Origin of the sequence: Nocardioides bruguierae (assembly GCF_023656415.1) — a bacterium.
In the GTDB taxonomy this organism is placed as follows: domain Bacteria; phylum Actinomycetota; class Actinomycetes; order Propionibacteriales; family Nocardioidaceae; genus Nocardioides; species Nocardioides bruguierae.
In genome coordinates this window covers 20,293-32,164 of sequence record NZ_JAMOIL010000027.1, presented here as the reverse complement: position 1 = coordinate 32,164, position 11,872 = coordinate 20,293, and the positions used below count along the sequence as shown (strand labels likewise).

12 protein-coding genes and 1 riboswitch are annotated in these 11,872 nt (G+C 74.6%); of the genes, 2 read left to right on the top strand and 10 right to left on the bottom strand.

Annotation, left to right across the window (positions count from 1 at the left end):
* The first annotated feature begins 4 nt into the window (after positions 1-4).
* Positions 5-1,219: an ABC transporter ATP-binding protein gene (locus M8330_RS17175; protein WP_250828323.1), complete on the top strand. Its 1,215-nt coding sequence runs from the start codon at positions 5-7 to the stop codon at positions 1,217-1,219.
* Positions 1,220-1,329: 110 nt separating this feature from the next.
* Here the strand turns inward: M8330_RS17175 and M8330_RS17170 are convergent, their stop codons facing one another.
* The 10 genes from M8330_RS17170 to M8330_RS17125 form a co-directional block, all read right to left on the bottom strand.
* Complete coding sequence (locus tag M8330_RS17170) at positions 1,330-2,409, bottom strand: ABC transporter ATP-binding protein (protein WP_250054340.1); 1,080 nt, start codon at positions 2,407-2,409, stop codon at positions 1,330-1,332.
* A gap of 213 nt (positions 2,410-2,622) precedes the next feature.
* Entirely contained in the window at positions 2,623-3,315 is a 693-nt protein-coding gene (locus tag M8330_RS17165; protein ID WP_250828322.1) for a DUF1707 SHOCT-like domain-containing protein, read from the bottom strand.
* Positions 3,312-4,046 (bottom strand): DUF1707 domain-containing protein, encoded by a 735-nt coding sequence (locus M8330_RS17160; RefSeq protein ID WP_250828321.1) that lies wholly within the window; start codon positions 4,044-4,046, stop codon positions 3,312-3,314. Before M8330_RS17160 ends, M8330_RS17165 begins: the two co-directional genes overlap by 4 nt.
* 9 nt (positions 4,047-4,055) lie before the next feature.
* Positions 4,056-5,639 (bottom strand): phosphomethylpyrimidine synthase ThiC, encoded by a 1,584-nt coding sequence (gene thiC / locus M8330_RS17155; protein WP_250828320.1) that lies wholly within the window; start codon positions 5,637-5,639, stop codon positions 4,056-4,058.
* The gene (gene thiD / locus M8330_RS17150; RefSeq protein WP_250828319.1) at positions 5,636-6,547 is read right to left on the bottom strand and encodes a bifunctional hydroxymethylpyrimidine kinase/phosphomethylpyrimidine kinase; all 912 of its coding nucleotides are present in this window, start codon (positions 6,545-6,547) and stop codon (positions 5,636-5,638) included. Before thiD ends, thiC begins: the two co-directional genes overlap by 4 nt.
* Positions 6,544-7,152, bottom strand: a complete 609-nt coding sequence (locus tag M8330_RS17145) for a thiamine phosphate synthase (protein WP_250828318.1) — start codon at positions 7,150-7,152, stop codon at positions 6,544-6,546. Before M8330_RS17145 ends, thiD begins: the two co-directional genes overlap by 4 nt.
* Positions 7,149-7,934: a thiazole synthase gene (locus M8330_RS17140; protein WP_250828317.1), complete on the bottom strand. Its 786-nt coding sequence runs from the start codon at positions 7,932-7,934 to the stop codon at positions 7,149-7,151. Before M8330_RS17140 ends, M8330_RS17145 begins: the two co-directional genes overlap by 4 nt.
* Positions 7,931-8,152 (bottom strand): sulfur carrier protein ThiS, encoded by a 222-nt coding sequence (gene thiS / locus M8330_RS17135; protein WP_250828316.1) that lies wholly within the window; start codon positions 8,150-8,152, stop codon positions 7,931-7,933. Before thiS ends, M8330_RS17140 begins: the two co-directional genes overlap by 4 nt.
* Complete coding sequence (locus M8330_RS17130) at positions 8,149-9,264, bottom strand: FAD-dependent oxidoreductase (RefSeq protein WP_250828315.1); 1,116 nt, start codon at positions 9,262-9,264, stop codon at positions 8,149-8,151. Before M8330_RS17130 ends, thiS begins: the two co-directional genes overlap by 4 nt.
* On the bottom strand, positions 9,261-9,938 hold the full coding sequence (locus M8330_RS17125) for a thiamine phosphate synthase (protein WP_250828314.1): 678 nt from the start codon (positions 9,936-9,938) through the stop codon (positions 9,261-9,263). The genes M8330_RS17130 and M8330_RS17125 overlap by 4 nt, the downstream gene beginning before the upstream one ends.
* Positions 9,932-10,043: riboswitch (TPP riboswitch) on the bottom strand. It overlaps the preceding gene by 7 nt.
* A gap of 61 nt (positions 10,044-10,104) precedes the next feature.
* Here M8330_RS17125 and M8330_RS17120 point away from each other — a divergent pair.
* The gene (locus M8330_RS17120) at positions 10,105-11,790 is read left to right on the top strand and encodes a fumarate hydratase (protein ID WP_250054356.1); all 1,686 of its coding nucleotides are present in this window, start codon (positions 10,105-10,107) and stop codon (positions 11,788-11,790) included.
* Positions 11,791-11,872 lie beyond the last annotated feature (82 nt).

The window sequence follows — 11,872 nt, the reverse complement described above, 5'->3', positions numbered from 1 at the left end:
CCGCATGTCCGCCATCAAGCTGAAGAACATCGTCAAGCGCTACGGGGACGGCTTCCCGGCCGTCAACGACGTCTCCATCGACATCGCCGACGGCGAGTTCGTCATCCTCGTCGGGCCCTCCGGCTGCGGTAAGTCCACGCTGCTGCGGATGATCGTGGGCCTGGAGGACATCACCGACGGCGAGCTCTCCATCGGCGAGAAGGTCGTCAACGACCTCCCGCCGCGCGAGCGGAACCTGGCGATGGTCTTCCAGAACTACGCCCTCTACCCGCACTTGAGCGTCTACGAGAACATCGCGTTCCCGCTGCGGCTGGCCAAGGCGCCCGACGACGAGGTGGACACGAAGGTCCGCGAGGCCTCGGCCACGCTGGAGCTGGACGAGCACCTCGAGCGCAAGCCCGGCAACCTCTCCGGCGGCCAGCGCCAGCGCGTCGCGATGGGCCGCGCGATCGTCCGCGAGGCCGACGCGTTCCTCTTCGACGAGCCGCTCTCCAACCTGGACGCCAAGCTGCGCGGCCAGATGCGCACCGAGATCGCCCGGCTCCAGAAGAAGCTCGGCATCACCACGGTCTACGTCACCCACGACCAGACCGAGGCGATGACGCTGGGCGACCGCGTGGCCGTGCTGAAGAAGGGCGTCCTGCAGCAGCTGGCCACCCCGCGCGAGCTCTACGAGAACCCCGGCAACCTCTTCGTGGCCGGCTTCATCGGTTCCCCGCCGATGAACTTCCTGCCCGCCGAGGTCGAGGGCACGCAGCTCAAGCTGCCCTTCGGCACCGTCGAGATCGGCGAGGAGAAGGCCGCCAAGGGCCGCGACAAGGGCCTGCTCATCGCAGGCATCCGTCCGGAGCACTTCGAGGACGCCTCCCTCTCGGACAAGGCCTCGGACGGCTCCACGTTCTCCGCCCCGGTCGACTTCGTCGAGTGGCTGGGCCACGAGACCTACGCCTACGTGCCCTTCGAGGCGCCGGCCGAGGTCAAGGAGCGGCTCGCCGAGCTGGAGAAGGACCTCGACGGCGAGGGGCTGCGCACCCAGCTGGTCGTCTCCCTCGACGGCGCCACGACGATCAAGCAGGGCGAGGACGCCAAGCTCTGGGTGGACGCCTCGAAGATCCACCTGTTCGACCCGTCGTCCGGGGAGAACCTCACCGTCGACGCCGAGCACGCCGGCGAGATCCACGGCCGGGCGATGGCCGAGGCGGCCGCCCTGCCCGACTGAGACACCCCCGCCGGACGCGACGAGGCCCCGGGAACCGTGGGTGGTTCCCGGGGCCTCGTGCTGTCGACGACCGAGGTGCTCCTCGCGTCGGGTGGTCAGCTCACCCGTGCTCAGTCGGAGAGGCGCAGCCCGGTGGTCGTGTCGAACACGTGCACGTGGTGGGGGTCGGTGGTGACGTGGACGGTCTCGCCCTTGCGGGCGTGGTCACGACCGGAGACCCGCACGATGACCGTGCTCGGGACACCCGCGACGTCGCTGGTGCCGTAGAGGTAGTTGTCCGCGCCGAGCTCCTCGACGACGGTGATCTTCAGCGGCAGGCCCTCGCCGGGGCCGACCATCCGCCAGTTCTCGGGGCGGACGCCGATGGTGATGTCGCCGGCCATCTTCTGCTCGGCGGCCGGGTCGACCGGCACCTCGTACTCGCCGATGTAGGCCTTGCCGTCCTTGGCCACGGCCTCCATGAGGTTCATCTGCGGGGAGCCGATGAAGCCGGCCACGAAGAGGTTCGCGGGCCGGTCGTAGAGCTTCAGCGGGGTGTCGCACTGCTGGAGCTCACCGAGCTTCATGACGGCCACGCGGTCGCCCATCGTCATGGCCTCGACCTGGTCGTGGGTGACGTAGACGGTGGTGATGCCCAGGTCGGCCTGGAGCTTGGCGATGTCGGTACGGGTCTGCACGCGCATCTTGGCGTCCAGGTTCGACAGCGGCTCGTCCATGCAGAAGACCTGCGGCTGGCGGACGATCGCGCGGCCCATGGCCACGCGCTGACGCTGACCACCGGAGAGGGCCTTGGGCTTGCGGCCGAGGAACTCGGTCAGGCCCAGCATCGCGGCGGCCTCCTCGACGCGCTTGGTGCGCTCCTCGGTGGGCACCTTGGCCATCTTGAGGGCGAAGCCCATGTTCTCGGCGACGCTCATGTGGGGGTACAGCGCGTAGTTCTGGAACACCATCGCGATGTCGCGGTCCTTCGGCGGCATGTGGGTGATGTCCCGGTCGCCGATCATGATGCGGCCGTCGTTGACCTCCTCGAGGCCCGCGAGCATGCGCAGGGTGGTCGACTTGCCGCAGCCCGAGGGGCCGACGAGGACCATGAACTCACCGTCGTTGATCTCCAGGTCGATGCCCGGGACGGCGGGGGTGTCGGCGCCGGGGTACCAGCGCTGAGCCTTCTCGAAACGCACAGATGCCATGACAAATTGCTCCTTCACCGGCAGGCACGTGCCGGACGATCCGTCGTAAAGGGAGTGACGCCACTCACGTGGCGCAGGCCACAACCTACCCCGGTGACCGCGATCACGCGAGGGGTCCGCGCGGAGCACTCCTCCGCCCGGGCACGACCCGGGCCGTCGTCCTGCCCGGAGCGGGCACGGGATCGGGCCCGGGATCGGGCACGCGCCGGTGGCTCAGTCGCGCTCGCGCCGCTCGACGGCGACGGCGCCCCACACCGCGAACCCGGTGACCCGGAGCGTCCGGGCGGGCTGGTCGGGCACGGCGACGGCCTGGTGGTCGCGCGGGCCCTCGTAGCCGCTCATGATCCCGATGCCTTCCATGACGACCTCGACCTCGGGCCCCACGACGACGTGGACGCCGCCCATCACGGCGCTGGCGGCGATCTCCATGGTGTCGCCGGGCCAGGCGGCCTCGCGCAGGTCGAGCTCGACACCGCCCCACCAGGCGAGCGCCCGGAACCGGCGCGGCGCGCGCCAGCGACCCCTGCGCACGACGCCGGAGAACACCGCGACGTGGGTGGACCGCTCGGCGTGCCCGGCCGGCAGGGGCCCGCTCGTGGTCGCCGGCGCCGAGGCGGGGCGGACGACGGGGGCCGACCCGGTCGCCGCGGGCAGGTCGATCGTCAGCTCGGCGAGGTCGGCGTAGGTGCGGGCGGCGAAGCAGGCCTCCAGCCGCTCCTCCAGCTCCTCGAGGTCGAGGCGGCCCTCCCCCGCGGCCTCGCGCAGCCGCTCGGCGGTCTCGTGGCGGTCGGCGTCGCCGACCCGGAGCCGCGACGCCTGCTCCTGCTGCTTCTCCTGCCCCTGCTCACGCCCCTGCTCCTGCCCCTCCTTCTGCCCCTCCTTCTGCTCAGGGTCGGGCCCGCTCATCGCGCCCACCACCGGGCGCGCTCCTCGCCGGGCAGTGCGCGACGACGGACGGTGACCGAGCCGAGCAGCGCCGTGCCGGTCACGCGCACGACCGGGGAGTCCGGCCGCAGCTCGGCCGGGACGCTGCGGCGGTGCAGCTTGAAGTCGCCGGCCAGGCCGGTGCCCTCGAGCACGACCCGGGTCTCGGGGTCGACGTCGATCTTCACGTCGCCGAGCACGGCGACGGCGTGCAGCACCAGCACCGGCGGCAGGTCGGCGTGCCGCAGGTCCAGCTTCACGTCGGCCAGGACGGCGGTGGCCGAGTGCCGCTCGCCCGGCCGCCAGGGCCCCTCGCGACGCACCGTGCCGAGGAACGCGGTCGAGGAGCGGACCACGCCGGCCTGCGCGGGCAGCGGGGTGCCGGGCAGCGGGGTGCCGGGCAGCGGGGTGCCGGGCAGCGGGGTGCCGGGCACGGGCGGCCCGGGCACCGGGGTGCCCGGCCGCGCCGCCGGCCAGTGCGGCGGGGCCCACCCGGGCGGCAGCGGGGAGGCCATGCCGGGCAGGTCCGCCAGCAGCGGACCCAGGTCCGCGTAGGTGCGTGCGGTGAACGCCGCCTCGAGGCGGTGGTCCAGCTCCTCGAGGTCCAGCCGGCCGTCGCCGGCGGCGTGGCGCAGCGCCTCGGCCACCTCCGTCCGCTCCGCGTCCCCGACGCGCTGCTGCCAGGGGTCGGGGACGGCGGACGGCGGAGTCATGCGGCCAGACTACGAAAGCCGGGCGCCGCTCGGGGCCGGGTCGCCCGCCTCGTCCTCGACGTAGACGGTGGCGCCGAGGGCGAGGAACTCCTCGCTCTTCTCCCGGAAGGCCTCCCGGACGTCCTGGCTGATCCGCATGGAGCAGAACTTCGGCCCGCACATGGAGCAGAAGTGGGCGGTCTTCGCGGCCTCCGCCGGCAGCGTGGCGTCGTGGTAGGCCTGCGCGAGCGGCGGGTCGAGCGAGAGCGCGAACTGGTCGTGCCAGCGGAACTCGAACCGGGCGCGGGAGAGCTCGTCGTCCCAGGCCCGCGCGCCGGGGTGCCCCTTGGCGACGTCGGCGACGTGCGCGGCGAGCTTGTAGGTGACCACCCCGGTGCGCACGTCGTCGCGGTCGGGCAGGCCCAGGTGCTCCTTCGGGGTGACGTAGCAGAGCATCGCGGTGCCGTGCTGGGCGATGGTGGCGGCGCCGATGGCCGAGGTGATGTGGTCGTAGCCAGGCGCGACGTCGGTGGCCAGCGGCCCGAGCGTGTAGAAGGGCGCGCCGTCGCACCAGTCGTGCGCGAGGTGCACCTGCTCGGGGACGCGGTCCAGCGGCACGTGGCCCGGCCCCTCGACCATCACCTGCACGCCGCGCTCGCGGGCGCGACGGGTGAGCTCGCCCAGCGTCCGCAGCTCGGCGAGCTGGGCGGCGTCGCCGGCGTCGGCCAGCGAGCCCGGGCGCAGGCCGTCACCCAGCGAGAAGGAGACGTCGTGGGCGGCCAGCACCTCGCAGAGCTCGTCGAAGTGGGAGTACAGGAAGTTCTCCTCGTGGTGGGCCAGGCACCAGCCCGCCATGATCGAGCCACCGCGGCTGACGATGCCGGTGACCCGCTCGACGGTGAGCGGCACGTGCCGCAGCAGCACCCCGGCGTGCACGGTCATGTAGTCGACGCCCTGGGCGCACTGCTCGAGCACCGTCTCCAGGTAGACCTCCCACGAGAGGTCCTCGGCCCGGCCGTTGACCTTCTCCAGGGCCTGGTAGATCGGCACCGTGCCGATCGGCACGGGCGAGGCGCGCAGCACCGCCTCGCGGGTCTCGTGGATACCGGGGCCGGTGGAGAGGTCCATGACGGTGTCGGCGCCCCAGCGCACGGCCCAGTCGAGCTTCTCGACCTCGCCGGCGGTGTCGGAGGTGACCGCGCTGGTGCCGATGTTGGCGTTGATCTTCACCAGGAAGGCGCGCCCGATCACCATCGGCTCGAGCTCGGAGTGGTGCACGTTGGCCGGGATGATCGCCCGCCCGGCCGCGACCTCGCTGCGCACCAGCTCGGGGTCGCAGCCCTCGCGGGCCGCCGCGTAGCGCATCTCCTCGGTGACGACGTCGGCCCGGGCCAGCTCGAGCTGGGTGACCAGGCCGTCGGCGCGCTCCGCGCGGGCCGCGAGCCAGGGCGCGCGCAGCGCGGGCAGCCCGCCCGCCTCGTCCCGCTCGGGGCCGGCGGTGGTGTAGCGGTCGAACGTGCGGCCGTCGGTGAGGTGCACGCGCGTCACGGGCACCTCCAGGCCGTCGTGGGGCACGAGCACGCGCTCGTGGTTGGGGTGCAGGGGCTCGGTCATCGGTCTCCTCCGGTGGGGGTGGCCGCCCGCGGTCCGCGGGCGGTGGCTGGGGTGCTGGCTGGGGTGCTGGCCGGGGTGCTGGCTGGGGCGGGCTCGGGGACGGTGTGCGCGACCGGCCCGCGGCCCCGGCCGAGCCGCCAGCCGGCGCCGGCGCGCATCCGCTCGGCGGTGAAGGCGGCGGCCGCGCGCACCGCGGTCGCGAGGTCGGCGCCCCGCGCCAGGTGGGCGGTCAGGGCGGCGCTGTGGGTGCAACCGCTGCCGTGGTCGTGCACGGTGGGGACGCCGGCGTGGGTCAGCGGCAGCGGCGGGCTGCCGGGCAGCGCGAGCCAGTCGGTGCGCGTGCCGTGGCGCCGGTCGGCGGCGGTGGGCTCGCCACCGGTGAGGACGACGGCGCAGCCGAGGTCCGCCAGGGCTGCCGCCAGGGCAGGGTCCGGGGTGTCGGCGGCGAGGCCGGTCAGCGCGAGCGCCTCGCTGCGGTTCGGGGTGACGACCGTCGCGACCGGCAGCAGGTGCTCGACCAGTGCCGCGGCCACGTCCGCGTCGCCGAGCACCGCGCCGGAGGTCGCCACCAGCACGGGGTCGACCACGAGGGGCAACCGCTGCTCCACGGCCACCGCCGCGACCAGGCGGACGACGGCGGGGCTGCCGAGCACGCCGGTCTTGGCCGCGGCCACGAGCAGGTCACCGACCACCGCGTCGAGCTGGGCCGCGACCTCGCGCGGCGGCAGGGCGTGCACGGAGGCGACGCCGGTCGTGTCCTGGGCCGTGACCGCGGTGACGGTGCAGGCGCCGTGGACGCCGAGGGCCGCGAAGGTGGTGAGGTCGGCGGCCAGGCCGGCCGCGCCTCCCGAGTCGGTGCCGGCGACGCTCAGCGCCACGGGCGGGCTGCCGGCGGGTGAGCGGCTCACGCGGCGCCTCCCGTGGTCGCAGGCACGTCGGCCGGCAGGGCGGTGAGCAGGCTCGCGACCATCCGCGCGGGGTCGGCCGCCCGCATCACCGCCCCCATCACGGCGACGCCGTGCGCGCCTGAGGCGAGGGCCCCGGCGGCGTCCTCGGGCGTCGTGATCCCGCCGAGGGCGAGCACCGGCAGCGGCACGTCGGCGAGGCCGTCGCGCCCGACCGGCGGTCCGTACCCGGCCTTGCTCAGGGTGGCGCCCCAGGGCGAGAGCGTGGCCCAGGAGGCTCCCTCGGCGGCGGCTGCGCGCACCTCGGGGACCGCGTGGCAGCTCCGCCCCCACCACCCGTGGGTCGGGGCGGGCTGGTGGGCCGCCAGGTGGGTGCCCGCGGCGAGCGGGTGCGTCCGGCGGGAGAGGAGCAGGGCGAGCCCGGGGATCGCCGCGGCCTCCCGGACCAGCGCCTCGAACGGCTCCCCGACGAGGTCGGGCTCGCGCAGGACGACGGCGCGCAGACCCGCGTGCGCGCACTCGCGCAGGGTGCGCACGAGGTCGCGGCCCAGGCGCAGCTGCGCGCGGTCGGTGAGCAGGACGAGGCGGGGCAGCGATGCGTGGCTCATGCCGGCGCCCCCACGCGTCCGTGCCGGGGGCTGGAGGCCCGCGCGACCGTGCGTCGGGGGATGCGCCCGGCCCCGGCCGCCGCGTGCCCGGCCTCGACGGCCAGCGCCAGGGCTCGGGCCATCCGCACGGGATCGTCGGCGCGGGTGACCGCGCTCGCGGCGAGCACGGCCGAGCAGCCGAGCTCGAGGGCGAGCGCGGCGTCGGACGCGGTGCCCACGCCGGCGTCCAGCACCACCGGCACGTCCACGGCCGCGACCAGCGAGGCGATCGCGTGCGGGCTGCGGATGCCCAGCCCGGACCCGATCGGCGAGCCCAGCGGCATGACCGCCGCGCAGCCGACGTCGGCCAGGCGCCGGGCCAGCACCGGGTCGTCGGTGGTGTACGGGAGCACGGTGAACCCGTCGGCCACCAGGCGCTCGGCCGCGTCGAGCAGCTCGACGGCGTCGGGCAGGAGGCTGGCCTCGTCGCCGACGACCTCGAGCTTGACCCAGTCGGTGCCCAACGCCTCGCGCGCCAGGTGCGCGGTGAGCACGGCCTCGCGGGCGGTGGTGCAGCCGGCGGTGTTGGGCAGGACGGGCACCCCCGCCTCGTGCAGGGTGCCGAGCAGGGTGCCGGGGCCGGTGACCGACGTCCGGCGCACCGACACGGTCACCATCGCGGGCCGGGCCTCGGCCAGGACGGCCGGCAGGAGCCCGAGGTGGGGCAGCCCGCCGGTGCCCAGCAGCAGGCGGGAGGTCAGCCGGCGACCGGCGAGCTCCCACGAGGTCGCGGGGTCGCTCATCCGCCCTGCACCGCCCCGACGACCTCGACGACGTCGCCGGTCCGCAGCTCGCGACCGGCGTGCTCGGCGCGGGGCACGACCCGCTCCCCCACGGCCACGGCCAGGCCGGTGGGGTCGGGGACGAGGTCGGCGACCGTGCTGCCGGCGGGCAGCAGCCGCGGCCGGCCGTTGACGTGCACCTCGACGGTGCGGGGTGGGTGGGTGCCGGTGGTGGTCATCGGACCTCCTGGGTCTGGGGCTGGGTCTGGGTCTGGGTCTGGTGGTGGGAGTCGGGCTCGTGGCGACCGGGGTCCAGGAGCCGCCCCAGCACGGGGTCGACGCGGCCCTCGACGTGGTCGGCGACGAGCGCGGCCACGAGCGGGGCGAGCAGCACTCCGTGCCGGTGGAGGCCGGAGGCGAGGACGGTCCGGGGCCCTGCCTGGGCAGCCGCGCCGGGTGCCGGCCCGACCAGCGGGAGCCCGTCGGCGCTGCCGGGCCGGTCGCGGGCCAGCGCCTCGCCCAGCACGGCCCGGTCGAGGCCGGGCAGCAGTCGGCGGGCGTCGTCCAGGAGGGCGTGCACGCCGCCGGCGGTGACGACGGGCGGGCCGGCGTGCTCCTCGGTGGTGGCGCCGACGACGACCTCGCCGTCGGCGCGGGGCACGACGTAGACGGGGCGTCCGGCGACCAGGCCGCGCACGACCCGCTCCGGCGGGTCCTCGCTGCGCAGTCGCAGGATCTCCCCACGCACCGGCCGCACCAGGTGGGCCCAGGGCTGCGGCAGCACCGCGCCGGTCGCGATCACCTCGGCGTCGGCCGTGGCGCTCGACGCGACCGGCCGCACCGGGACCCGACGCAGCAGGGCGGCCACGACCGCGCGCGGGTCGACGCTGTGGTCCTCGGGCAGCCAGGCCCCGCCGGCGACCCGGGCCAGCCGCGGCTCGAGGGCCCGCAGCCGGGCCGTGGTCAGCCGCTCGGCGGGCTCGCCGAGGTCGGTCAGCAGGTCGAGGTGGCGGTCGAGGTCGGCACGGTCGCCGGCGTCGTGGGCCACGAGCAGGGTGCCGGTGCGGTGCAGGCCCACGCCGAGGCGGTCGGCCAGCGCCGGCCACCGCCGGAGGCTCCGGCGTCCCAGCGGGACGACGTCGCGCACGGCCGGCCCGGCCTCGCCGCCGGGGCTCAGCATCCCGGCGGCGGCGTGCGAGGCTCCGCTGCCCGGGGTCGGGTCGACGGCCTCCACCCGGTGCCCGCGCCGCAGCAGCTCCTCGGCGACGGCGAGACCGACGACGCCCGCTCCGCGGACGCGCACCAGCAGCCGGCCGGGGCGGTGGCCCGGGCCGGTGACGCGGCTGCTCACCGGACGGCGGTGAGCAGCTCCTGCGCGGCGACGAGGGGGTCGGGCGGGTCCCAGAGCGCGCCGATGACGGCCACCCCGTGGGCGCCGGCGGCACGGCAGCGCAGTGCCGTGCCGGCGTCCACCCCACCGATGGCCACGAGGGGCAGCGGTGCGGGTGCGGCAGCCTCGGCGCGGGCACACGCGGCGATCGCCTCGACACCGAGCGGTGCCGGGAGGCCGGGCTTCGAGCGGGAGGCGCGGACCGGTCCGACGCCGGCGTAGTCGGCCCCCGTCTCACGGGCGGCCCGCACGTCGGCGGGGCCCCGGCAGGTGGCGCCCACCAGCAGGTGGGGCGCGAGCCGACGCACGTCGGCCACGGGCAGGTCGTCGGCACCGACGTGGACGCCGTCGGCGCCGGCCGCCAGGGCCACGTCGACCCGGTCGTCGACCACGACGCTCGCGCCGTGCGGCCGCACCGCCGCGATCACCCGGCGGGCGTGCGCGAGCACGGCCGCGTCGCCGCCGTCCTTGTCGCGCACCTGGAACCCGCGGACGCCGACGGACGCCAGCGCGCCGGCCACGGCCGGGTCGTGCTCGGGGCCGACGAGGACCCACAGGCGTGGCAGGCGCACCCCGGACGTGGCGTGGTCGGTGGCTCGTTCGGACTTCTCGCGCCGCAGCGCACTGGAAAGCATCTGCTCCCCCGCTCCCTTCGCCGGCACTACCCGGATCAGGTTCGACGGTCGGAGCGGCTCCAGCTCCCTCTCAGCCCGCTGCCGCGAGCTCCCGTGGTGGACAGGGGCGACCGTAGCGTGACCCGTGGCACCCACGTCAAGGCCCGAGGCCGTAAGGTGCGGAGTCGTGGCCGCCGCAGAGTTCCGCTACTCCGACCTCCTCCCGACCGGCAAGGACGACACGCCCTACCGGCTGATCACGACCGAAGGGGTCAGCACCGTCGAGGTCGACGGGCAGACGTTCCTCAAGGTCGACCCGGAGGCGATCCAGCGCCTCACGGCGGAGGCGATGCACGACATCGCGCACTACCTGCGTCCGGCGCACCTGACCCAGCTGCGCAAGATCCTCGACGACCCCGAGGCCTCCGGCAACGACCGGTTCGTCGCGCTGGACCTGCTCAAGAACGTCAACATCTCCGCCGGCGGCGTGCTGCCGATGTGCCAGGACACCGGCACCGCGATCGTGATGGGCAAGAAGGCCGAGGGCGTGCTGACCGGCGCGGACGACGCCGAGTGGGTCAGCAAGGGCGTGTTCGACGCCTACACCAAGCTGAACCTGCGCTACTCGCAGCTGGCGCCGATCACCACCTACGAGGAGAAGAACACCGGCTCGAACCTGCCGGCGCAGATCGAGCTGTACTCGACCCCGTCCAAGGACGGCAAGCCCGAGTACAAGTTCCTCTTCATGGCCAAGGGCGGCGGCTCGGCCAACAAGTCGTTCCTGTTCCAGGAGACGAAGGCGATCCTCAACCCCAAGCGGATGCTGCAGTTCCTCGACGAGAAGCTGCGCTCGCTCGGCACCGCCGCCTGCCCGCCGTACCACCTGGCCGTGGTCATCGGCGGCACGAGCGCGGAGTTCGCCCTCAAGACCGCCAAGTACGCCTCCGCGCACTACCTCGACGCGCTGCCGACCGAGGGCTCCATGGACGCCCACGGCTTCCGCGACCTCGAGCTCGAGGAGGAGGTCTTCAAGCTCACGCAGGACTTCGGCATCGGCGCGCAGTTCGGCGGCAAGTACTTCTGCCACGACGTCCGCGTGGTGCGCCTGCCCCGCCACGGCGCCTCGTGCCCCGTCGCGATCGCCGTCTCCTGCTCGGCCGACCGCCAGGCGCTGGGCAAGATCACCGCCGAGGGCGTCTTCCTCGAGCAGCTCGAGACCGACCCGGCGAAGTACCTGCCCGCGACCGGCGCCACCCAGCCCGAGGACGACGCCGACGTCGTGCGCATCGACCTGAACCGGCCGATGTCGGAGATCCTCTCGACGCTCAGCGAGCATCCCGTGAAGACCCGGCTGTCGCTGACCGGTCCGCTCGTGGTGGCTCGCGACATCGCGCACGCCAAGATCCAGGAGCGCCTGGACGCCGGCGAGGACATGCCGCAGTACATGAAGGACCACGCCGTCTACTACGCAGGCCCGGCCAAGACGCCCGAGGGCTACGCGTCGGGCTCGTTCGGCCCGACGACAGCCGGCCGGATGGACTCCTACGTGTCCTCGTTCCAGGCCGCGGGCGGCTCGATGGTGATGCTCGCCAAGGGCAACCGCTCGAAGGTCGTCACCGAGTCGTGCGACACCCACGGCGGCTTCTACCTGGGCTCGATCGGTGGCCCCGCCGCTCGCCTGGCGCAGGACTGCATCAAGTCCGTCGAGGTGCTGGAGTACCCCGAGCTGGGCATGGAGGCGGTCTGGAAGATCGAGGTCGAGGACTTCCCCGCCTTCATCGTCGTGGACGACAAGGGCAACGACTTCTTCACCGACCCCTCCGGCGCGGTCACCGTGCCGCTCTCCGGCATCCGGGTGCGCTCGCAGGAGTAGGGCGGAAACGGGGTACGACCCACCACATTCGTGGTTCCACCTTGCCGAGACCACGAATGTGGTGGGTCGTACCCCCTCTACC

Coding starts and splice junctions, on each gene's coding strand:
- thiC (WP_250828320.1), bottom strand. CDS start 5,639: ATGACCGAGCCCCTGCACCCCAACCACGAGCGCGTGCTCGTGCCCCAC.
- M8330_RS17160 (WP_250828321.1), bottom strand. CDS start 4,046: ATGACTCCGCCGTCCGCCGTCCCCGACCCCTGGCAGCAGCGCGTCGGG.
- M8330_RS17175 (WP_250828323.1), top strand. CDS start 5: ATGTCCGCCATCAAGCTGAAGAACATCGTCAAGCGCTACGGGGACGGC.
- thiS (WP_250828316.1), bottom strand. CDS start 8,152: ATGACCACCACCGGCACCCACCCACCCCGCACCGTCGAGGTGCACGTC.
- M8330_RS17145 (WP_250828318.1), bottom strand. CDS start 7,152: ATGAGCCACGCATCGCTGCCCCGCCTCGTCCTGCTCACCGACCGCGCG.
- M8330_RS17170 (WP_250054340.1), bottom strand. CDS start 2,409: ATGGCATCTGTGCGTTTCGAGAAGGCTCAGCGCTGGTACCCCGGCGCC.
- M8330_RS17140 (WP_250828317.1), bottom strand. CDS start 7,934: ATGAGCGACCCCGCGACCTCGTGGGAGCTCGCCGGTCGCCGGCTGACC.
- M8330_RS17125 (WP_250828314.1), bottom strand. CDS start 9,938: ATGCTTTCCAGTGCGCTGCGGCGCGAGAAGTCCGAACGAGCCACCGAC.
- M8330_RS17165 (WP_250828322.1), bottom strand. CDS start 3,315: ATGAGCGGGCCCGACCCTGAGCAGAAGGAGGGGCAGAAGGAGGGGCAG.